The organism is Sphingomonas oleivorans, assembly GCF_003050615.1.
GTDB classification, from domain to species: domain Bacteria; phylum Pseudomonadota; class Alphaproteobacteria; order Sphingomonadales; family Sphingomonadaceae; genus Sphingomonas_H; species Sphingomonas_H oleivorans.
On sequence record NZ_NWBU01000006.1, the window covers coordinates 98,750 to 120,807 of the forward strand.

The following is a 22,058-nucleotide window of genomic DNA, read 5'->3' on the forward strand; positions in this document are numbered from 1 at the left end:
ATTCCGCTCCTTCCAGCCGCAAGCCAAAGAATAAGGTTACGAGGAGGCGACCGCCACGCGGCGCGCACGCCTCCCGCCACACTGGCGCCGGTATATCCCTCTGTAATCTCCCTTAGTTACGACCGATCTCAAGCTGCCTAGCTTGCAAGGGGAGCGACGCAGATGTGTTGGAGGAGAACCGGTGCGAGGATCGTTTCTGTGCGATGCTCCGCAGGCAGGCCTTCGCCGCACCGTTCAGCCTTCCTTTGGGCCAGCTAACGATGCGATCGACCATTTACGTGCGGGCCAACTTAGAGGTGGCGGTGCTGGTTTCCTGACAGGAGCCATCGGATCATGATGCATCATACGAAGCTTGAGAGGCCTCTCGAAAAGACGGGTGACACCGGACCCCGGCAAAATCTGCTGGAGCATCTTTCAGAGGAGGCCGATCGACACTTTCATGCGATGCTCGCACGCAGCACGGCGGGAATCTCGCCGGCAGCGCTGACCGAGGCGTTCATGGACTGGGCGGTTCATCTGACCATTTCGCCGAGCAGGCGCGCCTTTCTCTTGGCCAAGGCCGTTAGCAAGGTGGTACGCCTGTGGAACTATGCCTTGCGCTATATGGCAGACAGCAGGACCGAACCGTGCATCGAGCCGCTGCCCCAGGATCGGCGCTTTTGCGATCCAGCTTGGCAGGGCTGGCCCTACAACTTCATCCACCAGATGTTCCTGCTGAACCAGCAATGGTGGCATAATGCCATGACTGGCGTCGATGGCGTGACCAGCCAGCATGAGAAGGTCGTCGATTTCATCATTCGGCAGATGCTTGATACGGCATCACCATCGAATTTCCCGCTTACGAACCCGGTTGTCGGGCAGCGTATCGCCGAAACCCGCGGCGAATGCCTGATCGACGGATCGCGCAATTTCCTCGATGATCTGAAGCGGCTGACCGAGGGGCTTAAACCAGCCGGTACCGAGGAATTTCAGCTCGGTCGCAATGTCGCCGCAACGCCTGGCCAGGTCGTCTATCGCAATCGTCTGATTGAACTTATCCAATATTCGCCGGCAACGGATACAGTCCGGCCGGAGCCAGTGCTGCTGGTGCCGGCCTGGATCATGAAATATTATATTCTCGATCTGTCGCCGGAGAATTCGCTGGTCCGCTATCTGATCCGCCGCGGCTACACGGTATTCATGATATCCTGGCACAATCCCGGCGCCGAGGATCGCGACCTTTGCCTGGATGACTATCGCAGGCTCGGCATAACGGCGGCGCTCGATGCAATTGGCGTGATCATGCCGCAGGCTAAGGTCCACGCAACCGGCTATTGCCTGGGCGGCACGCTGCTGTCGATCGTCGCGGCGGAAATGGCCCGCGATAAAGACGAGCGTCTGCGCTCAATGACGTTACTCGCGGCGCAGACCGACTTCACCGAAGCAGGTGAGTTGGCATTATTCATCAACCATAGTGAGGTCCATTTCCTTGAGGACCTGATGTGGGACCAGGGCTATCTCGATACGTCCCAGATGAGCGGGGCCTTCCAGCTACTCCGATCGAAGGACCTGATCTGGTCGCGCATGGTCCGCGACTATCTCATGGGCCAACGCGCGCCCATGACCGACATAATGGCCTGGAACGCGGATACGACGCGAATGCCCTATCGCATGCATTCGGAATATCTGCGCCAGCTATTCCTCAATGACGACCTGGCGAGCGGGCGATTCATGGTCGATGGGCGTCCGATCGCGCTGACTGATATCCGGGTGCCCATCTTCGCCGTGGGAACGGAATGGGACCATGTCGCGCCGTGGCGTTCCGTCTTCAAGATCCACCTGCTGACCGACACCGACGTTACTTTCGCGCTGACCACCGGCGGTCATAATAAGGGCATCGTCGCCCCACCCGATGACATGAGCCGCAGCTATCGCATGCTCTCGCGTCGGGCGTACGATCATCATCTCGATCCGGATAACTGGCTCACTGCTGCGGACGACCGGACGGGAAGCTGGTGGCATGGCTGGGCCAGCTGGCTCGACCGCCATTCGGGTGCGATGACGACGACGCCTGACATGGGAGCGCCGGACAAAGGCTATATGCCGATCGCCGACGCTCCCGGCACCTATGTCCTGGAGGCATGAGCCATGGCCGGTCTCGCCCCAATGCTTGCTGGCAAAGTCGGGTTGGTGGTCGGTGTCGCCAATGCGCAGTCGATCGCCACGGGATGCGCCCGCGCGTTCCGTGATGCCGGTGCCGAGCTCGCACTCACTTATCTGAATGACGAGGCAAGGCCATATGTCGAGCCGGTTGCGCGCGATCTCGATGCCAGCTTATTCGAACCGCTGGACGTGGAGAAGGATCAGCAGCTCGATGCGCTTTTCCGGCGGATAACGGAATCCTGGGGGCGGCTGGACTTCCTGCTCCACTCGATCGCCTATTGCCGAAAGGAGGATCTGCACGGCCGCGTCGTCGATTGCTCGCGCGAGGGTTTCGCACAGGCGATGGATATATCGGTCCATTCGCTTATCAGAATGACGCGGCGCGCCGAACCTCTTATGGGGAATGGCGGCTGTATCCTGACCGTTAGCTACTATGGCGCGGAGAAGGTCGTCGATCATTATAATATCATGGGGCCGGTCAAAGCTGCGCTCGAGGCGACAGTTCGCTCGCTGGCGGCCGAGCTCGGGCCACGGCAGATCCGCGTCAATGCGCTGTCACCCGGGCCGGTCCGGACGCGCGCGGCATCGGGCATCGAGCATTTTGACGAGCTGATCGAGGAGGCACGCGCGCGGGCGCCCGAGCGGAGGCTGGTTACCATCGAGGATATCGGCGCGGTCGCGGCGGGCCTCGTCAGCGATGCCGCGCGAAGCATGACCGGCAATATCACCTATGTCGATGCGGGCTATCACATCATGTCGTGAGGTGGCCTATGCAGTTCATCGAAAACCGCACCTACGACGAACTCAAGGTCGGCGACACGGCCGCGTTGACGCGAACGCTGCGGCAGGAAGACATCGCGCTCTTTGCCGTCTTGTCCGGCGACGTAAATCCCGCTCATCTCGACGCAGAGTTCGCCAAGACGGACATGTTCCACCGCATCGTCGCGCATGGAATGTGGGGCGGCGCGCTCATTTCGGCAGTGCTCGGAACCGAGCTTCCGGGACCTGGCACCGTCTATCTCGCCCAATCACTCCACTTCCGCCGCCCAGTCGGCCTCGGCGATACGATCACGACGAGCGTGACGGTCCGCGAAAAACGTGATGCGGCGCGCGTGCTGCTCGATTGCATCTGTCGAAATCAGACCGGCGATACCGTCATTGAAGGCGAAGCAGAGGTTATCGCGCCCACAGAGAAGGTGAAGCGCCCGCGCGCATTGCTACCCCAAGTGCATGTTCACACACCCGGCGCCTGCCATCAGCGGTTTATTGCGGCGGCGCGGAAGCTGTCGCCGATCCGGACTGCGATCATCCATCCGGTCGATGAGCTTTCGCTTCGCGGTGCAACCGAAGCATCGGCGGCTGGTCTGATCGAACCGGTGCTGGTGGGACCGATAGAGAAGGTCAAACGCGCTGCGGAGGCCGCCAGTGTCAATCTCGGCCAGCTGGAAATCATTGACGCTCCGCATAGCCATGCAGCGGCCGAGCGGGCGGTCCAATTGGTGCGCGAGGGGCGTATCGAGGCGCTAATGAAAGGCGCGCTCCACACCAATGAAATATTGAATGTTGTCGTGCGGGCCGACAGCGGCCTGCGCACCGAGCGCCGGATGAGCCACATCTATCTGCTCGACGTCCCGCATTATCCGAAGCCGCTGTTCATAACGGATGCGGCGATCAACATTTATCCAACGCTCAATGACAAGCGCGACATCGTGCGCAATGCGATCGATCTGTGCCATGCGCTCGGGATCGCCACGCCCAAGATCGCGATCCTGTCGGCCGTCGAGACGATCGAGCCGAAGATCAGCTCGACGCTCGATGCCGCTGCACTCTGCAAGATGGCCGATCGGGGGCAGATCGGCGGCGGCCTGCTGGATGGGCCGCTGGCCTTCGACAATGCCGTGTCCAAGGCAGCAGTGGCCGCGAAGCAGATCGTCTCGCCCGTTGCCGGAGATGCCGATGTGCTGGTGGCGCCAGACCTTGAATCCGGAAACATGCTTGCCAAGCAGCTTATCTATCTTGCCGGTGCCGCATCGGCGGGGATCGTTCTCGGCGCACGTGTTCCGATCATGCTGACCAGTCGGGCCGACGATATTCCCGCCCGGATTGCATCATGCGCCCTGGCTCTGCTCGTCGTACGCCACCGGGGTGGAGGCGCATGATGATGCGCGAGGCGTTTCTTATCTTTAATGCCGGATCATCGAGCCTCAAATTCGCGCTTTATGAAAGCCGGTCCCTCGATCTCTTGTGCCGCGGCGTGCTCGAAGAGCGCAGCGAAGGCATGAAACTCGACATTGCCGGCCCACTGGCGGGCCCGTTTCTTGAGGCGCCGCGACCCGCAGAAACCGGACATGCCGGATATATAGAATGGTTCCTCAATCTCGTGCGACATCGCTTGGGCGACCTATCTTTGGGTGCCGCCGGGCACCGTGTCGTGCATGGCGGTGCCCAATTTGCCGCGCCCATCATTGTTGACGATATGGCAATGGCCGCGCTCGAGGCGCTGGTTCCGCTCGCGCCGGGCCACCAGCCCAATAATCTGATGGCGATCAGGGCGGTTGCCCGGTTTTGGCCCGATCTGCCGCAGATTGCCTGTTTCGACACCGCTTTCCATCGAACTCAGCCGCGTCTGGCGCAACTGTTCGGGCTGCCGCGTGGTTTCAGCGATGCGGGGATTCTGCGCTACGGTTTTCATGGACTGTCCTACGAATATATCGCGAGCCGGCTGCCCGAGATCGCGGGCTCGCGCGCCGACGGGCGGGTGATCGTCGCCCATCTCGGCCATGGCGCGAGCCTTTGCGCAATGCGCGAGCGGCGGAGCGTGGCCACAACCATGGGGTTCACCTCGCTGGATGGCTTGATGATGGGAACACGATGCGGAGCGATCGATCCCGGCGTACTCCTGTATCTCATTCGCGAGCGTGGCATGTCGGTCGAAACTGTCGCCGATCTGCTGAACAATCGCTCGGGCCTGCTGGGTGTCTCCGGAATCAGCGACGATGTACGGACGCTGGCGGCCAGCGACGATCCGCGCGCCAACGAGGCGCTGGACCTGTTCGCCTATCGCATTGTCCGCGAGGTGGGCTCGCTCGTTTCGGCATTGGGCGGGCTGGATCTCCTGATATTCACGGCCGGCATAGGTGAGCACTCAGCTCTGGTCCGTCGCAAGGTATGCGAGCAGCTGCGCTTCTTCGGACTGGAGCTGGACGAGCAACTCAATGCCTCCGGAGCGATGACGATCAGCTCGGACGCGTCTGAGATTGGGGTCTACATCGTCCCGACGAACGAGGAGCTGCCGATCGCGGATGCCGTGCGGCGGTTAATCGGCATATCGGAGCGTCCGGGGCCAGGAATTACATCGCAGCATGGCTGACCGTCGAACGCCGCTGAGAGCTGCAATCGCCCGGTAGTCACAACGCCACCCGGTTGAGCCGCAAGGCGTTGGTGACGACGCTGACTGACGAAAGCGCCATCGCGGCGGCGGCGATGATCGGCGACAGGAGGATGCCGAACAAGGGATAGAGCAGGCCGGCGGCGATCGGCACCCCGGCAACGTTGTAGACGAAGGCGAAGAACAGATTCTGGCGGATGTTGGACATTGTCGCCTCGCTCAGCCGGCGCGCCCGCACGATCCCGCCCAGATCGCCCTTGAGCAGGGTCACCCCCGCACTCTCAATGGCGACATCGGTACCGGAGCTCATCGCGATCCCGATATCCGCGGCGGCAAGCGCGGGCCCATCGTTCACGCCGTCGCCGGCCATGGCGACGATCGTCGGCCGAGCGGGTCGAGATGCCCAGGATGTAGGCCTCCTGGATGACGCCGGTCAGCGCCTTCTCGGGCAGCCGGCGGGGTTCCAGGAAACCGGGAAAATAGCTGCCCTTCCGGAGCTTCGGGATGCGTAGTTCCCACGGTACCGGCGCGCGCGACCGGTCAGCTTTGCTACCGTCGAGCTACACCACCACCCGGGACACGACCGCAGAATCCCTGGGGAGGCCAGGAGTTGGTGCTCCTCGGTGCTGTTTGGGGGTGTTCGCGAATCAATCGAAGTCTTGAGCGAGAATCTGCATAAGCGTCTGATCTCCCCCTTGCACCCAGGTGGATGAGGTGGCGATGCCGAACCTCGCTTCCACGACGCTTTCGCGGTGAGAAGCGCGCTGCGCTTCGGCGCAACCCACCCACAATTCCAGTAAGCTTTTCTTTACAAATCCGTGGCTGCAGCATTACGATCAAGCATTGCAGCATTCAGATAAGAATGGGGAGATGCCATCGGCTATCATCAACCGGCAGGGCGCAAGGAAAGCAGGGGCGTCTCTGCCGCCATCAAAAGGGGGGTATTAGATGATGACAAAGGATCGAAATTTCGACGCGCCGGTCGGTGCTGCCGCGCAGCGGAGCCGCCTTCGCAAATCATTCTTCGCGATCGCAGCGGGCTTGCTCTCCTGCACGGCGATGACATCGCCGGCATGGGCGCAGGACGCGACAGCCGCTGACGAGAGCGGCCAAGACAGTGAAATCGTTGTGACCGGCGCTCTTGATGCGCTGCCGGTCCAAGACGTCGGATCGGTCTTCGGCTTCGACAAGACGCTCGTCGAAACGCCGCGTTCGGCATCGACGATCAGCGAGGAGCAGATCGAGCGTTTCGGCATCACCGACATTTACGATCTCGTCGCCCAGGCGCCCGGCACCTTCACCAATTCCTTCTTCGGTGTCGGCGGCGCGCTCGATATTCGCGGCACCCCGGGCGAGGTCTATTTCAGGGGCGTGCGCCGTCTCGACAACCCCGGCAACTATCCGACGCCGATCGGCGCATCCGACCGGATCGACATCGTGCGAGGCCCGGCCTCGCCGATCTTCGGTCCGTCCAAGACCGGCGGCTATATGAACTTCGTGCCGAAATCGGCGCGCGTGAAGGGCGGGGCGCTCCTATCCAATCCCGAAGGCGAGATCAGCTACACGACCGGGAGCTGGGACAGGAACGTCCTGAAAGCCCAGGTGCGCGGGCCGGCCAAGATCCTGGGGTCCGAATTCGGATACAACCTCTATGCGGAGGTCGAGGATTCGGGCAGCTACTATCGCAACATGTCGACCAACCAGACGATCCTGCAAGGCTCGTTCGACAATCGGCTCACCGATACCGTACGCATCGAGTTCGGCGGGATGTATCAGAAATATTCCGGCCAGCAGAATGGCGGCTGGAACCGCCTGACGCAGGATCTGGTCGACAACGGCACCTATATCACCGGCACGGCCAAGCCCCTCGACACGAGCGGCGATGGCCAGATTTCCCCGGCCGAGTTTAATGCGGTTGGCGCCTTCTCGCCGTTCGGCGGATTTGGTTGCGGCGGGAACGTGTTTGCATCGTCCATCACCGATGCGTGTTTCAACAATCTCAAGGACGCCAACGGTAGGCCTAACAACTATCTTGCGCTGGAAAACACCGGAACGACGAAGCTGAGCCGCAAGAATGTCCTCACGGGCAAGAACGATGTGCTCAACAACAAGGCGACCACGGGGTATTTTGACATTATTTTCGATCCCGGCGACGGTTTCGAGCTGAAAAACCAGCTTTTCTATGATGGGTTCAAGAATCTGAACGAGAATGCCTATGGCTTCTCTCAGTTCCATGATTCCTGGGTCATAGAAGACAAGATCGTTCTTTCGAAGACTTTCGAGAACACGGTCGGGAAATTCTCGTTCCAATTGTCTCCGTCGATCCGCTACACGAAGTTCCTTCATGGGGACGACTTCAACTTCGAATATTTCCATCGCGTGGATCTGACGCAGGGATATACCGCACTGTCGGATCGACTGCTGTCGACCGAATGCGACTGTGACTTCGCAAACTATCTCAAGGGCTCTTACACCGATCTCGGATTTGCGGCTCTGACCGATCTGGATTTCGCCTTCGGTCTCGATCTTGTTCTGGGCGCACGGTACGATACCATTCACGCCAAATCGAGGAACGTACCGGCCAAACTGCGGGTCGCCCCGACGATTGTTTCCGCGTCGGACACCGAAGGCGCGTGGTCATGGACGGCGAGCGCTTCCTACAAATTGCCCTTCGGCCTCATTCCCTATGTGACGGCATCACAGCAGTCGACGGTCGTCGCAGGTCAGGGTGCCGAGATTGACGTTGGCAATCTGGCCGGCGAAAGCTGGGTCGCTGCGTCCAAGCTCTATGAAGCCGGTATCAAGGGCAGTTTCCTCGACGACACGCTGTATGCTGCGCTCTCGGTGTACAAGCAAAAGCGAACCGACTTTAACGTCCAGTCGATTACGGTGAACCAGGCGGTCGAGACCAAAGGTCTGGAGGCCGAGGTGCGCTGGTCCGTCAACAAGCATCTCCTCATCACCGGGGCCTATAGCAGGACCAACGTATATAATCTGACCGCGCTGAAAGAAGGTACGCTATTCAGCTTCTTCGGAATCGAGGACCTTAAGAATGTCTCCGATCCAACGCTCTATCTTGGCGGCCAGCCGATCGGCCTGTTGCTGATCACCGACAAGGAAGCATCGAAGCGGGCGGGCATTCCGGAGAACCTCTACTCGCTGACGGCGAGCTATCAGTTCGACAACGGAATCGCGCTCAGTGGGAGCGTCGTCAAGGTGGACTCGGTCTATTCGGGCCAGTCTCAGGCTGTGAAGCTGCCGGCCTACACGCTGGTCGACCTCGGGGCTTCCTATGAAAAGGACAACTGGCTGTTCCGGGTCGTCGTGAAGAACGCGACCAACGAACGCTATTTCCGCGCCAACTTCACCGAGTTGTTCGGCAGCACGATCGTGCTGCCCGAACGCCCGCGTAGCTTCCAGGCATCCGTCGTCTACAAATTCTGATGCGACGGGGGGCGCCGGCATTCTGCCGGCGCCCCCTCATAAGCTATGCGAGATGCCGAGCCTTTTTCCGTCCTGCCTATCCTGCCGATAGTGGAAAGAGCTACGTCAGGCGCTTCCTGACACGCGCCATTATGCTCGCGAGCGCCTGCCTTTCCCTCTGCGGGCAGGGCGACGCCCGCGCCGTTGCGGACAAATCGGCATCGACGCGATCGTGATCGAGCCGTGCATTTTCGCGCTCCAGATCGTTGGCTACGCTGCCCTTCGGGTCATCCGTCGCGCCTGGTCGACCTTCAGGCCACATTCGCGAAAAGCCAGCAATACTTCCTTCCTTGTCCTTCCGGTGATCGCAACTGATCACAGAATAGGTCGGGCCGACGTCTAGGAACATCTGTGCCAAAGCATAGGTGCGACTGATCGTCACTGCACCAGATGGACCTATCCCAAGGCCCTGGCTTTGCACGGCTTCCGTATGATCGAACCCAACGTTCGCCGGACATAACCTCCTGATCGATCAAGGAGGTTTCGAATGAGCGGCAGTGCCAAGCTTACGCATGCGTCGGGAGCGCCCGTTGCGGATAATCTGAACATCATGACGGCCGGCAAGCGCGGGCCAGCCCTTCTGCAGGACATCTGGCTCATCGAGAAACTCGCCCATTTTGATCGCGAGGTCATCCCGGAACGACGCATGCACGCCAAGGGGTCAGGCGCCCATGGCACATTCACCGTAACGCATGATGTCACGGCCTTCACCAGGGCGAAGATCTTCTCGGAAGTAGGCAAGCAGACGCCGGTGTTCGCGCGCTTCTCCACCGTTGCCGGCGAACGCGGTGCTGCCGATGCAGAACGGGACATTCGTGGCTTTGCCGTCCGGTTCTACACCGAGGAAGGAAATTGGGACATCGTCGGCAACAACACGCCCGTCTTCTTCTTCCGCGATCCGCTGCGGTTTCCCGACCTCAATCATGCGGTAAAGCGCGATCCGCGTACCGGCCTGCGCAGCGCCGAGAACAACTGGGACTTCTGGACGTTGCTTCCCGAGGCGCTGCATCAGGCCACCATCGCCATGTCGGATCGCGGCATTCCCAAAAGCTACCGGCACATGCATGGCTTTGGCAGCCATACATTCAGCATGTTGAATGCAGCCGGGCACCGGACATGGGTGAAATTCCATTTCAGGACACAGCAGGGCATCGAAAATCTCAGCGACGAGGAAGCCGCGCTTGTCATCGGATCCGACCGAGAAAGCCATGGCCGAGACCTGTTCACTGCGATCGAGGCGGGGAATTTCCCTCGCTGGACCCTCTATATCCAGGTGATGACCGAGGAGCAGGCGGCCGTCCACTCCCATAACCCCTTCGATTTGACGAAGGTCTGGTCGAAAAAGGACTATCCGTTGATCGAGGTCGGCTTCTTCGAGCTGAACCGCAATCCGTCAAACTATTTTGCGGAAGTCGAACAGGCTGCATTCACGCCTGCGAACATCGTCCCGGGCATCGGATTTTCGCCTGACAGGATGCTTCAGGCCCGGCTATTCTCCTATGGTGATGCCGCGCGCTATCGGCTCGGCGTCAACCATGGACATATTCCGATCAATGCGCCGAAATGTCCGTTCCACAGCTATCATCGCGACGGGGCCATGCGCACCGACGGCAATCTGGATGATACGCTAAGCTATTATCCCAATAGCCAGGGCGTCTGGGAAACCGATGCTGCCCAAAACGAGCCCCCTTTCCCGATAGAAGGACCTGCCGCCCATTGGGACCATCGGGTCGAGGAGGATCATTGGGAACAACCCGGAATTCTGTTCCGAAACATGTCGCCTGAGCAGCAGCGGCTCCTGTTCGAAAACACCGCTCGACAGCTTGGCGGAGCATCCGAGCCGATCCAGCGCAGACATGTCGCAAATTGCAGTCGGGCCGATCCGACCTACGGCGCCGGCGTCGCCAAGGCCCTCGGGCTCGAGATGGCCAATGGAGCGGAATGACGAGCTCAGAAGCGAAATCGGAGATTTCGTCAATCATGCAAGAGGAGGAGCGCCGTGCGCGATGAAGAAAGGCATGTGATCTCTCCATTTGGCGATCTGGGGCGGCGGGAATTTCTGACGGCCATGTCGGCCGCAACCTTTGCCGTTGTCGCCGAGACTGCATCGAGCCGACCGATTCCACTTTCCAGAATGAAAGGAGACGTAAATATGAGCCGCATCAAGACAAAGGATGGGACCGAGATATTCTACAAGGATTGGGGTCCCAAGACCGCCCAACCGATCATGTTCCATCATGGCTGGCCGCTGTCTGCCGACGACTGGGACAACCAGATGCTCTATTTCCTCGAAAAGGGCTTTCGCGTCATAGCGCATGATCGCCGCGGTCATGGGCGCTCGAGCCAAACCGATATTGGTAACGAGATGGATACCTACGCCGCGGACGTCGCTGAGCTCGTGGCGGCACTCGACCTGCGCAATGCCGTCCATATCGGGCACTCCACTGGCGGGGGCGAAGCTACCCGCTATGTCGCGCGCCACGGGAAGGGCAGGGTGGCCAAAGCCATTCTGGTGGGCGCCGTACCCCCGGTGATGGTCAAGTCCGCCACTAATCCTGGGGGCCTTCCTCTGGAAGTTTTCGACGGCTTTCGCAGAAGCCTTGCGGCCGATCGTTCGCAATTCTACCTCGATGTTGCGAGCGGCCCTTTCTATGGTTTCAATCGCCCCGGTGCTAAAATCAATCAGGGCGCCATTCAGAATTGGTGGCGCCAAGGCATGATGGGCGGCGCAAAAGCGCAATATGATTGCATTGCGGCCTTCTCGGAAACTGATTTCACCGAAGATCTCAAATCGATCGAGGTTCCCGTGCTCGTACTGCACGGCGACGATGACCAGGTGGTGCCTGTCGCCGATTCTGCAATGCTCTCATCGAAGCTTCTCAGGAACAGCGAACTGAAAATCTATCAGGGCCTTCCGCACGGAATGTTGACGGTCAATGCGGATATTCTCAATCCCGACATGCTCGCTTTCATCAAGAAGTGAACGGGTGACCTGAGATCCATTCGGGCTTTGCGAGGGTGCGTGACGCTGTCGCGCACCCAAACTCCATGCTGTCGCACTGCGTGGTCACGATCGACTCGTCATGACGAATGGAGTGAATTGATGATGCGTTCTCCGACAGAGTTGCTCGATGAGGAACGGCGCAGGTTACTCGGTTTAGCGGCCGGCGCTGGAGCAGCTGTCGTTTGCGGTGCTGCCGCCCGCGCGCAGACTGTTCCATGGCAAAAGCTGGAGCGGGTCGATGCGGGCGACCTGTCCATCCAATATGTCGATATGGGGCCGCGTCGCGGCAGGCCGGTCATTCTGCTTCACGGCTGGCCCTATGATATCCACAGCTTTGCCGAAATAGCGCCGTTGCTGGCTGCGAAGGGGTATCGCGTCATCATTCCCTATCTGCGGGGATATGGCGGCACCCGATTTCGCTCACCCGACATGGTGCGAAATGGCGAGCAGGCAGTCCTGGCGGTCGATGTCATAGCGCTGATGGATTCTCTCGCCATCCAGCGGGCGATCATCGGCGGCTTCGATTGGGGCGCGCGCGCTTGTCAGCGCGGCTGGAAGCTTCGGGCATTTGCAATTCCGGCAGCCGCGATTTTGCGTCATCCTGCAGCTTGCCCATAAGCGCTCCGAAAATATCGGGCTTGCCGCTGCCTATGCCGTCGCCAAGCCGATAGCCGACGGGCAATGCGGGCCGGGAGAGTTAAGATCCCGCCAATGCAGTCGCTTCGGGCATGGCAGGGGCGACAGCCATGCCGCCCCTGCCGATGGATCAGTCCGCAGACGCCGCTTCCTCGATGATCGCGGCTACTTCGGTAGGGCGCGATACCATCAGCGCGTGCGAGGCATTGGCGATGACCACCGTTTTGCGGGCGTGCGCGCGATCGGCCATGAACTTCATCGCCGCTGCCGGAATGTTCCGGTCGGATGAACCGTAGATGACGTAGCTGGGCAAGCTCTTCCACATGGCCGTGCGGGATGGCTCGGCGAGCGCGGCCTGGCTCACAGGGCGCTGCGTGGCCGCCATCAGGGCTGTCCGCGCTGGCGGAACATCGGCCGCGAACTGGTCATGGAACTTCGCCGAACGGATATAAAGGTCCGTCGTTCCGTCGGGCAGGCTGACGGACATCAGCGCCTGGCCCAAGGTGCTGCCCGGAAATTTGCCCGACAGGCTGAGGCTCGATTCACCCGCTTCCGGCAGAAATCCGGCGACATAGATCAGGGCCTTCACATTGCTGTTGCCGTGGGCCGCTTCAGTGATGACCGCGCCGCCATAGGAATGGCCCACCAGCACGACCTGCCCCGATACCGATCGAACGATCGCAGAAATGCTGTTCGCATCGCTCGCAACCCCGCGCAACGGGTTGGCGGCCGCGATCACCGGGTAACCTTTCTTCTCCAGCCTGGCGATGACATCATTCCAGCCCGAGGAATCGGCAAACGCCCCATGGACCAATATGATCGTCGGCTTGGCTTCCTGTTCCTTGGCATAGGCGCTGGCGGGGCCGGCAAGCCATAGTGTGGCGAGCGCCAGCGAATGTGCGATGCGATGCATGTCGGTCCTCCCAAATGCGGCTTTCACTCACATTGGCATGCATCGGCTGTGGCCTCGGGCCTATCAGCCGAAGGCATCTCTCATGCACAACCGGGGCCTAGCTTCGCCTGCACCAAGGAACAGGGTCGGCTGGGGGCTTCATCATCCGCGAATATACTTCAGCATGAAGTTCACCCATCGTCTGGGCGGGTAGCTGGTCACCCGTTCGCACTGGCAATTTTGCGGCCGGGATGAAGCCGATGGCTGAACGCCATCGCCGCTAACGATCCGGAAAGCGCTACGCATCGGAGAAAGGGGCCAGCATGCCAGGACCATCATTTCACGCCACCATCGCAGATAGCTCGAGGCCCGATCGAACGCGCGGCGCAGTGCGCCTGGAGGCGTTGGGAATGATGACTGCCGGCATCGTCCATGATTTGGGCAACGACGTTCAACTATTGTCGGCCGCCATCCATCGTCTCAAGGCCCGTTCATCCCTTGCGGCAAGTGCCGAGCTGCAGCCGGTCTTCGAAGGCGCGGAAGCATCGCTGCGGCGCATCAGCGGCTTGGTACGCGCGATACTAGGCTTTGCGCGGGCCCCCGCCACGGTCGAGGAGCCAGTCGACCTTTCTGCCTGCTTCGCCGAGCTGGAGCAGTTGCTGCATTGGGTTGTCGACGCGAATGTCGTTCTGACCACGCGTGTCGACGATGATCTGCCGCTCGTGCGATGCAACCGGCAGAAGCTTGAAAATGCTTTGCTCAATCTTGTGCTCAACGCCAATGAGGCGATCCCCGATGACGGATTGATCGCGGTTGTGGTGATGGCAGAGGGAAACCAGCTGATGGTAGAGGTCGCCGACAGCGGGATCGGGATGACACCAGAAGTGGAGACGCGCGCCTTCGATCCCTTCTTCACCACCAAATCCGCGGGGACGGGCCTTGGCCTTGCGATGGTGCGCCATTTTGCGGAGGAAGCGCGGGGCAGCGTCTCGATCAGCACCGGTCCGGGAAGCGGGACGAGGGTGCGTCTTTTCCTGCCAGCACTTCCCTCTGGAGCTGGCGCACGGCAGGCGGCAGATGACTGGCTGGATCAGGCGCTTGTCGACAGCTTTCCGGCGAGCGATCCGATAGCTTTCTGAGCATCAGGCGGGACGGGCGCTCTTCTATCGGACAGCGCCTGTGCCAGCTGGAATGGCAAAGCGGAACTGGGCGCCGCCATCGGGATGATTGACGGCGACGATCCGGCCATGATGCCCGGCGATAATCGACTGGCAGATCGCAAGGCCCATGCCCATGCCGCTGTCCTTGGTGGTGAAGAACCCCTCGAAGATGCGATCCAGGTCAGCGGGCGGGATGCCCGGGCCGGTGTCGCGGATCGAGAAGCACAGCGCGCCATCATCATCCAAACCTGTTTCCAGCATGATGATCCGCGCATCCTTTTCCCTCACTTCGACCGCTTGGACGCTGTTGATGAGCAGGTTCACGATCACCTGCTGCAGCTGGATGCGGTCACCGATCGCCTGCGGGAGCGCGGTCCCGAAGGCCGTGTTGATGCGGATGGCCCGGGAATCGACCTCGTGGCGGATGAACATCAACGCTTCCTGGGCGACTTCATTCAGGTCCAATGCGACGCGTTCGGGGGCGCGCTTCGCCGCCATGCCGCGAATGCGCTGGACGATGTCGTTCGCTCGGCGGCCGCTCGCGGCAATTCGTTCCGTCAGCTGCGTGACCTTGGCGATATTGGGATCCGCCCGCGCGAGCCAACGCAGGCTCGTTTCCGCATTGGTGACGATGGCCGCAAGGGGCTGGTTCACCTCATGCGCGATGGAAGTCGCCAGCTCGCCCAAGGTCGAGATCCGCGCGGCATGGGTAAAATCGGCCTGCAGCTGGCGCAATTGTGCCTCCATCTGCAGGCGGGCTGTGACATCCTCGAGGGCGAAGATCGTGACATCCAGCTCCAACGGCGCCACGGGGTAAGTGACGGATAGCTGCACGTCGACGATGCGGCCGTCCAAGGTCTGCATTCTTGTCAGTTCAGCATGGTTTTGCTGGCCGTTGAAACGGCCGATCATGACATTGCGCAAGGAATTGCGATTGATCGTGAACAGATAATTGATGGGCCTGATGAGGTCGAGCGGGGAGGTTCCCCCAAACATCTGCACGGCCTGGCGGTTGACGTCGGTGACCCGCACTGTCTCGTTCGCGATGTCTATGAGTTCAGGGTGCGCGTCCAGATAGCGGTGGAAGTCCGCAACGCCCTTGTTTCTGAGATCGGCATAGATTTTGCCCATATGGCTGGCATCGACCTGAAGAAGCGCGATCGGCATGTAGTGGACGAGTTTCCGGTATCGTGCCTCGCTTGCTCTCAGATAGAGATAGGACCGGTCGTCATCGGCTGTGCCGTTGACCGCCACGAAGATTCGATGCGCTCGCTCCGGCTCTGTCACGCGCCACAGAGTTACCACCGGGTCACGCAGGATACCATCCGAAACAAGCTGGCGCCGGTGGGTTGGCCCGACCGTCTCGGACATGAAGGCTTCCACGATGAGTGCGCCCAATATTGCCCGGCTTTCGATCGGCCAGAAAGTCGCGACCGACTGGCCGACCATGAGCGCGCGGCCTCGATTGCCGCCGACCAGGCGCGCGGTCCGGTCATTGACGTTGATGATGCGGGTCGCCTGGACCAGCTCATGACACCAGAGCGTGAATTGCGAAGGGGCGATGACGGTTCCCGCCCGGCGGAGCGCGACGATTGTTGCAATCAGCTGCTGCGCGCGGGACGTGTCGATTTCCCAGCTTGCCGCCATCAGGCGGTCGGGAATATGCCAGTCTCCGCCGACCGGCGCACTTTCGTTCAGCGATCGACGGCCATATTCCACCACGTCCCGCGGCGTGCCGTCGTCATGGAAGCGGACATATTGACGGATGTCGGCAGCAACATGAATGCCCCACAGGGTTCGTCGGCTGACCGAACCCTGCCATGCGCCTTCCTGAAGCAGCAGGCGCCAATGTTCACCCTCGTTCGCACCGCGCGCGGACAAGTGGCCGATGCCGCGACCGACCATGGCAAGCGGCGGCCATCCGTAGAGCACCTCCGACGCCGGATTCCAATATTGGATGGTGCCCGACGTATCGAAGATGATCACGCTTTCGGAGGCGAGGTCCGCAATGTCCGGCTCCGATCTCTCGACCAGCGTATCGGGCGATGTTGGCGTCATTGCCCCAACCCTTCAGGCCAGATCACGCCGTTCCCGCCGATGGCCGCGTGCAACTGGCGAAGGAGCATGTCATCAGCAGCCGGTTTGGTAAGCCAGGCTTTCGCGCCAAGGTCGAGCGCACGCGTGCGAGCCTGATCATCGTGAACCGATGTCAGCACGATAGCAGGCATCGCGGATCCCAGGGTATGGAGGCATTCGAGCAACTCCAGCCCGCTCATGCCCGGCATGCGCATGTCGGTGATCAGGCAATCGAAGCGGCCGGGCGCATATTCGGCAAGGAAGGCCGGCGCCCCGTCGAAGGGACGGCAGGCGAGCCCGGATACCATCAACAGATCCGAGAGGGCCTCGCGGACGGCTTCGTCATCGTCCACGATCGCGACAACGGGTATATGGGGCAAACGACTCTGTCCTCTCTCGCACCGGTGACGACATTGTCGCGTAACTTGTAAGCCGTTGTAACCATACCAAGGTGTAGGCCCTAGGATACACGGCTTTCCCGCAATTCCGCGGGCAGGATTTCCCAGGCGCGGATCAGTTCGCCGATTGAGGCCGCCTGCATCTTCTTCATCACGTTGCTGCGGTGCAGCTTGACCGTGATTTCCGTGATGCCGAGGTCGAAGGCGATCTGCTTGTTGAGGCGACCGAGCGCTACTGCGCGCATGACCTGGCTTTCGCGCGGCGTCAGCGTGGAAAAGCGCTCGACATGCTGCTGGACGATCCGGGTGCTGGCGCGCTGGGCGATATCGCGCTCAATCCCTGCGATGACGGCATCGAGTAGGGTCTGGTCGCGAACCGGCTTGGTCAGGAAATCGATTGCGCCCGCCTTCATGGCCTGCACCGACATGGGAATGTCGCCATGGCCGGTCAGGAAGACGATCGGCTTGGTAATGTCGGCGGCGGCGAGATGCTGCTGCAGGTCGAGGCCGCTCGATCCCGGCATGCGCACGTCGAGGATCAGGCATCGCGCCCGTTCGAGCAGCGGCGAATCCATCAGCTCGCGCGTCGAGCCGAAACAGCATGCCTCGATGCCGACCGACAGCATCAGTTCGCTGATTGCCGTGCGAACGTCGACATCGTCGTCGACGATAAGCACGAGCGGTGGAGCCTCTTCAGCGGCCGTGCCGATCATGGACTTGTCCTCTCAGCAAATGTTGGTGAACGGGGCTTGTGGACACGTGCCGCAATCCTGTCCTCGAACCAGCCCTGTATCCTGTCGGGGAATTCAGGCGGAGCCTTGCCCGCTACCGTCTGCGCAATGTCCGCGAGGGACTGGGCAGCAAGCGCGTCACGCATCGCCTTTTCCGCTCGCATCATGACAGCGTGAATTGTGCAGGGGCCCCTTGTTGCCCAGGATGGCGGAGACTCGCCGAAAATGGCGCAACGCCCGCGGATTTCCTGGCAATCGAACAGCGGCTTCCTGCCCTCTATCGCATCGACGACCTGGAGGACGCTGATCTGCTCGGGCGCACGGGCGAGCAAATAGCCCCCTCGCACACCTTCCGCAGCGCGGACGATGCCCGCTTTTTCCAGCTTGGAGAAAATCTTGGCGACGAAGCTGGGAGAAATGCCCTGAAATTCGGCAAGGTCGCGACCGCTCCGCGGCTGGTCGCCGGCACCGACCAGCCAGAGCAGGCAGTGCATGCCATATTCCACGCTGACGGTGAGGTGGGCCATAACGTGGATTATATTTGTCCATGTTTTGCGAGACAAGAATTTTCGCTCTTGCCTCGCGCTCGCAGCCGGTCTGCGTGATCCAGTCAGAGCAGCGCCATTCCGCCATCGACGCGCAGATTGATGCCTGTCACGAAGCTGCTCGCATCGGACGCCAGGAACAGCGCGGCTCGGGCAAGCTCTTCAGGCTGTCCCAGCCGGCCCAGAGGGATCGCTGCTGCCATCCTGTCGATGAAGGCGCCGCGCTCTTCCGGCGCGACGCCCAGCTTGTCGAGGATGGCGGTTTCGGTCGGACCGGGACTGAGCATGTTGACGCGAATGCCGCGATCCTTGAGTTCAAGCGCCCAACTGCGGGCGAAGGCGCCGATCGCCGCCTTGGTCCCGGCATAGACCGCATGGCCTTCCAACACCTTTTCGCTCGCCAGAGAACCGGTCAGGATGATCGATCCGCCGTCGCGAAGCACCGGAACGATCTTCTGCACGCCGAAAAATGTGCCGCGCGCGTTGACGGCGAACTGTGCGTCATATTCTGCCTCGGACACCTCGTGCGAAGGCGTGATCGTGTTGATCCCGGCATTGGCCATATAGATGTCGACGCCGCCGAAGCGCTCGCGGACCAGATCGGCCACTTGCGCATGATGCTGTGGGTCCGCGACATCACCCTGAACGCCAATTGCGGCTGATCCAATCTCGCGCACGGCAGCATCGACGCCCTTCTGGCGTCGTCCGGTGATCACAAGTTGCGCGCCCTCGGACGCGAAGACTTTTGCCGCCGCAAGCCCGATGCCGCTATTGCCGCCCGTGATCACCGCGACCTTTCCCTGCAAACGGGTCATAGTCATTTCTCCTTCGCTGATCGGCGGAATATGGCTGTTCCAGAAGATCGGATAAGACTGGACTGAGGCACATCGTCTTTGCCAAAAACTATCGAATGAAGAGGAACCTTGAGCGCACCACCGGGCTTTTCGCCTTTGTCCGCACGGTCGAGGCGGGGTCGTTCAGCGCGGCGGCGCGGCTCGCCGGGACCACGCCGTCCGCAGTGTCGAAGAATGTGGAGCGGCTCGAACGGCGGCTCGGCGTGAAGCTGTTCCTCCGCTCGACGCGATCGCTTTCGCTCACCGTCGAGGGCATGGCTTATCATGAGCGCGTCGCGCCGCTGTTGCGGGCGCTAGAGGATGCCGATGAAGTGCTTGCTGGGGCAGGGCAGGCATATGGTCTGCTCAAAGCCACTATTCCCGGCATATTGGGCCCGACGCTGATTGATGCACTGACCAGCGCCTTCGTCGCGCGTTATCCGGAGATCAAGCTGGAGATCAGCATTTCCGACCGGCATGTCGACCTCGTCCGCGAAGGTTATGACGTCGCACTGCGGGCTGGAGGGAGTGGGGAGGGCGACTGGATCGCTCGGCCGCTTGGGTGCCTGCCGCTCGTGCTGGTGGCCTCACCCACCTATCTGGACCGTGCGGGCCAGCCGGGATCGATCGCAGAACTGGGGCGTGGCGCGCATATCCGCTATCTGCTGGGAGCACGGGCCTATCCCATCCGCTTCGCCAATGGCGAGACTTTGATTCCCGACGGTGTGTTCGATACCGATTCCGGACTTGCCATGCGCACCGCCGCGCTCAACGGTGTCGGCATTGCGCAACTACTCCGGATCGCGGTTGAGCCGGACCTGCAATCCGGGCGGCTGGTCGAGGTGATGCCGCAGGAACCGCTGGCGCCGGTGCCGATGACGGCACTGCACGCCTTTGGCCGCGTTGCGCCGCTGCGAGTAAGGCTCTTTACCGATTTCATCGCCGAAACACTCGCGGCGCGTGATTTGAAGCGCTGACGCGCTCAGATGCTGCGAAAGCCGATCCGGCGTGCATGAGCTTTTCGCGGCTGATCATGGCCGGGGCGGTATCGGTGGGCATCGCCATGTTCCCTTTGCTAGCGCGGATCGATCGAACGCCATGATAGGCGGCGGCACGGTCGCGTTTAGGCGCAAGAGCTGAAAAGCGGACTGTACCAAGGGGGAGGCAAGGCGCCGCAAGGGCACGCCGACCATAGAGGCGGGACTGGCCGGCCAGCCAGGCCGACCTCAACCTTTGGATAGGTGGGCCTATTCTCGACAGTGTGGGGGGCGCCCCATAGCCTCCAATGCCTGAAGGGACGCCACCAGTACCATGAGGTGAAGAGATGACTGCACCATGGGTCAACAGAGACATCGCCCTTGAGATCGACCGATCGCGCTCGATGCCCATCGCCGTCCAGATCACGGCCATGTTGCGTACGGCGATCGTCGACGGGCGCCTGGAACCGGGCGCGCGGCTCCCATCCTGGCTCGACATGGCGGCGCGACTGGGCGTTGCGCGCGGGACGGTGAAAGCCGCCTATGAGACGCTGGCCGACGAACTGCTGGTCGTGTCGGCCGGTGCCGCCGGCACCCGGGTCGCGGCGCCGCGGGCAAGACCAGCGATGCAAAAGGAGATCGACCAGAAGATCGAAATCGCGCCGCCGCTGCGCGGCATCGAACGAGGCTTCGGTCTACGGCCTCTGCCGTTCCAGATGGGCGTCCCGGCGCAGGATGCCTTTCCTGCCAAGCTTTGGGCGCGTTTGCGGACCAGGGCCGCTCGCGATGATGCCATGGCGCCAGTCGGTCCGCCCGATCCGCGTGGGCGGCCTGAACTGCGTGCGCAGATCGCCGCGCAACTGGCGATTACGCGTGGCATTCACTGCCTGCCCGACCAGATCATCCTGACCAGCGGCTATCGCAACGGCCTCTGCCTGACGATGCTGGCGCTGCACCTGCGAGGGCGCCAAGCCTGGGTCGAGGACCCCGGCTATCCCATCGCCCGCACCGGTCTGGAAATGGGCGGGATGACAGTCGTGCCGGTACCGGTCGACGCGAAGGGGCTTCGCGTGGATGAAGGGATGAGATTGGCGCCCAATGCGGCTCTTGCGCTTGTCACGCCCGGGCAGCAGGCACCCACCGGAGTCACATTGGCTCCGGAGCGTCGCGCCGCCTTGATTGCCTGGGCCATGCGGGAGGACGGCTGGATCATCGAGGATGACTATCTTAGCGAATTGCAGCTTTCGGGCCGGGCGTCACCGGCATTGGCGGCGGACGACACATCCGGCCGCATCATCCATATCGGGACTTTCAGCAAGACGATCAGCCCGGCGCTTGGCCTTGGTTTCGTGGTTGCCCCTCTGGCCTTGGCAGAGCGATTTGCCGAGGTGGCGGCGCACCTTAACCCGTCCCCCAATGTGACGACCCAGCTCGCGCTCGCGGACTTTATCGCGGACGGTCATTTCCTGCGTCACCTGCGTCATATGAAGGCGCTCTATCGCGAACGCCGGGACGCGCTGCATGCCCGTCTGGGATCCGGCATCGCCGTCGATTCCTTCGCGGGCCTCGCCGTGTTGACGCACCTGCCAAAGGGCGTCGACGACATGGAGGTTGCGCGTCGCGCGATAGATCGAGGCATTGCGCCGACGCCGCTTTCCATCTGGTACAGCGACAAGGATCAGGCCCAATCGGGGCTGCTCCTCTGCGTCACCAACCTTCGCAAGGGAAGTGTCGAAAGGGCCTGCGAAACGCTCCAGGCGCTGATCGACCAACCCTCAGCCCAAGCGATCTGA

At 61.3% G+C, this 22,058-nt stretch carries 17 protein-coding genes and 2 pseudogenes; 11 read left to right on the plus strand and 8 right to left on the minus strand.

Annotated features, from left to right (window positions below; all coding sequences use genetic code 11):
• Nucleotides 1-333: 333 nt before the first annotated feature.
• From CLG96_RS08070 to CLG96_RS08085, 4 genes are read left to right on the plus strand one after another with little or no spacing between them, the layout of a single operon-like run.
• Nucleotides 334-2,124 carry a PHA/PHB synthase family protein gene (locus tag CLG96_RS08070; protein ID WP_107967368.1) on the plus strand — a complete coding sequence of 597 codons (1,791 nt, stop codon included), beginning with the start codon at nucleotides 334-336 and terminating at the stop codon, nucleotides 2,122-2,124.
• 3 nt (nucleotides 2,125-2,127) lie between these two features.
• A complete protein-coding gene (fabI, locus tag CLG96_RS08075) occupies nucleotides 2,128-2,904 on the plus strand; it encodes an enoyl-ACP reductase FabI (protein WP_207796640.1) in 777 nt (258 codons plus the stop codon).
• Between the two features lie 8 nt (nucleotides 2,905-2,912).
• The gene (locus CLG96_RS08080) at nucleotides 2,913-4,301 is read left to right on the plus strand and encodes a bifunctional enoyl-CoA hydratase/phosphate acetyltransferase (RefSeq protein ID WP_107967370.1); all 1,389 of its coding nucleotides are present in this window, start codon (nucleotides 2,913-2,915) and stop codon (nucleotides 4,299-4,301) included.
• Nucleotides 4,298-5,512: an acetate/propionate family kinase gene (locus CLG96_RS08085; RefSeq protein WP_341476943.1), complete on the plus strand. Its 1,215-nt coding sequence runs from the start codon at nucleotides 4,298-4,300 to the stop codon at nucleotides 5,510-5,512. The genes CLG96_RS08080 and CLG96_RS08085 overlap by 4 nt, the downstream gene beginning before the upstream one ends.
• Nucleotides 5,513-5,549: 37 nt before the next feature.
• On the opposite strand, the pseudogene CLG96_RS08090 reads toward CLG96_RS08085, so the two are convergent.
• Nucleotides 5,550-5,909: pseudogene (locus tag CLG96_RS08090) on the minus strand (haloacid dehalogenase); the annotation flags it as partial.
• Nucleotides 5,908-6,045, minus strand: a pseudogene (locus CLG96_RS08095) (transposase); the annotation flags it as partial. The pseudogenes CLG96_RS08095 and CLG96_RS08090, both read right to left, overlap by 2 nt.
• A 544-nt stretch (nucleotides 6,046-6,589) precedes the next feature.
• Between CLG96_RS08095 and CLG96_RS08100 the strand changes: the two are divergent.
• The 4 genes from CLG96_RS08100 (at nucleotide 6,590) to CLG96_RS08120 (ending at nucleotide 12,635) form a co-directional block, all read left to right on the plus strand.
• The gene (locus CLG96_RS08100; RefSeq protein ID WP_423828194.1) at nucleotides 6,590-8,974 is read left to right on the plus strand and encodes a TonB-dependent siderophore receptor; all 2,385 of its coding nucleotides are present in this window, start codon (nucleotides 6,590-6,592) and stop codon (nucleotides 8,972-8,974) included.
• A 526-nt stretch (nucleotides 8,975-9,500) separates the two neighbouring features.
• On the plus strand, nucleotides 9,501-10,958 hold the full coding sequence (locus tag CLG96_RS08110) for a catalase (RefSeq protein WP_107967373.1): 1,458 nt from the start codon (nucleotides 9,501-9,503) through the stop codon (nucleotides 10,956-10,958).
• A gap of 207 nt (nucleotides 10,959-11,165) precedes the next feature.
• Nucleotides 11,166-11,996, plus strand: a complete 831-nt coding sequence (locus tag CLG96_RS08115; protein WP_107967374.1) for an alpha/beta fold hydrolase — start codon at nucleotides 11,166-11,168, stop codon at nucleotides 11,994-11,996.
• 120 nt (nucleotides 11,997-12,116) lie between these two features.
• Nucleotides 12,117-12,635 carry an alpha/beta fold hydrolase gene (locus tag CLG96_RS08120; RefSeq protein ID WP_107967375.1) on the plus strand — a complete coding sequence of 173 codons (519 nt, stop codon included), beginning with the start codon at nucleotides 12,117-12,119 and terminating at the stop codon, nucleotides 12,633-12,635.
• A 148-nt stretch (nucleotides 12,636-12,783) separates the two neighbouring features.
• Here the strand turns inward: CLG96_RS08120 and CLG96_RS08125 are convergent, their stop codons facing one another.
• Nucleotides 12,784-13,566 carry an alpha/beta fold hydrolase gene (locus CLG96_RS08125; RefSeq protein WP_107967376.1) on the minus strand — a complete coding sequence of 261 codons (783 nt, stop codon included), beginning with the start codon at nucleotides 13,564-13,566 and terminating at the stop codon, nucleotides 12,784-12,786.
• A 368-nt stretch (nucleotides 13,567-13,934) separates the two neighbouring features.
• On the opposite strand from CLG96_RS08125, the gene CLG96_RS08130 reads away from it, so the two are divergent.
• Complete coding sequence (locus CLG96_RS08130) at nucleotides 13,935-14,684, plus strand: sensor histidine kinase (protein ID WP_165799595.1); 750 nt, start codon at nucleotides 13,935-13,937, stop codon at nucleotides 14,682-14,684.
• A gap of 24 nt (nucleotides 14,685-14,708) precedes the next feature.
• Here the strand turns inward: CLG96_RS08130 and CLG96_RS08135 are convergent, their stop codons facing one another.
• From CLG96_RS08135 to CLG96_RS08155, 5 genes are all read right to left on the minus strand, one after another.
• The gene (locus CLG96_RS08135) at nucleotides 14,709-16,610 is read right to left on the minus strand and encodes a PAS domain-containing sensor histidine kinase (protein ID WP_243395694.1); all 1,902 of its coding nucleotides are present in this window, start codon (nucleotides 16,608-16,610) and stop codon (nucleotides 14,709-14,711) included.
• Nucleotides 16,611-16,759: 149 nt separating this feature from the next.
• Complete coding sequence (locus tag CLG96_RS08140) at nucleotides 16,760-17,134, minus strand: response regulator transcription factor (RefSeq protein WP_107967411.1); 375 nt, start codon at nucleotides 17,132-17,134, stop codon at nucleotides 16,760-16,762.
• A gap of 107 nt (nucleotides 17,135-17,241) precedes the next feature.
• Complete coding sequence (locus CLG96_RS08145; RefSeq protein WP_107967379.1) at nucleotides 17,242-17,892, minus strand: response regulator transcription factor; 651 nt, start codon at nucleotides 17,890-17,892, stop codon at nucleotides 17,242-17,244.
• Nucleotides 17,889-18,437 carry an RrF2 family transcriptional regulator gene (locus CLG96_RS08150; RefSeq protein WP_107967380.1) on the minus strand — a complete coding sequence of 183 codons (549 nt, stop codon included), beginning with the start codon at nucleotides 18,435-18,437 and terminating at the stop codon, nucleotides 17,889-17,891. Before CLG96_RS08150 ends, CLG96_RS08145 begins: the two co-directional genes overlap by 4 nt.
• Nucleotides 18,438-18,520: 83 nt before the next feature.
• Nucleotides 18,521-19,270 carry an SDR family NAD(P)-dependent oxidoreductase gene (locus tag CLG96_RS08155; protein WP_107967381.1) on the minus strand — a complete coding sequence of 250 codons (750 nt, stop codon included), beginning with the start codon at nucleotides 19,268-19,270 and terminating at the stop codon, nucleotides 18,521-18,523.
• A 95-nt stretch (nucleotides 19,271-19,365) separates the two neighbouring features.
• On the opposite strand from CLG96_RS08155, the gene CLG96_RS08160 reads away from it, so the two are divergent.
• Together CLG96_RS08160 and pdxR are read left to right on the plus strand one after the other, a co-directional pair.
• Nucleotides 19,366-20,265, plus strand: a complete 900-nt coding sequence (locus tag CLG96_RS08160; RefSeq protein WP_107967382.1) for a LysR family transcriptional regulator — start codon at nucleotides 19,366-19,368, stop codon at nucleotides 20,263-20,265.
• A 404-nt stretch (nucleotides 20,266-20,669) separates the two neighbouring features.
• Nucleotides 20,670-22,058: a MocR-like pyridoxine biosynthesis transcription factor PdxR gene (gene pdxR / locus CLG96_RS08165; RefSeq protein ID WP_107967383.1), complete on the plus strand. Its 1,389-nt coding sequence runs from the start codon at nucleotides 20,670-20,672 to the stop codon at nucleotides 22,056-22,058.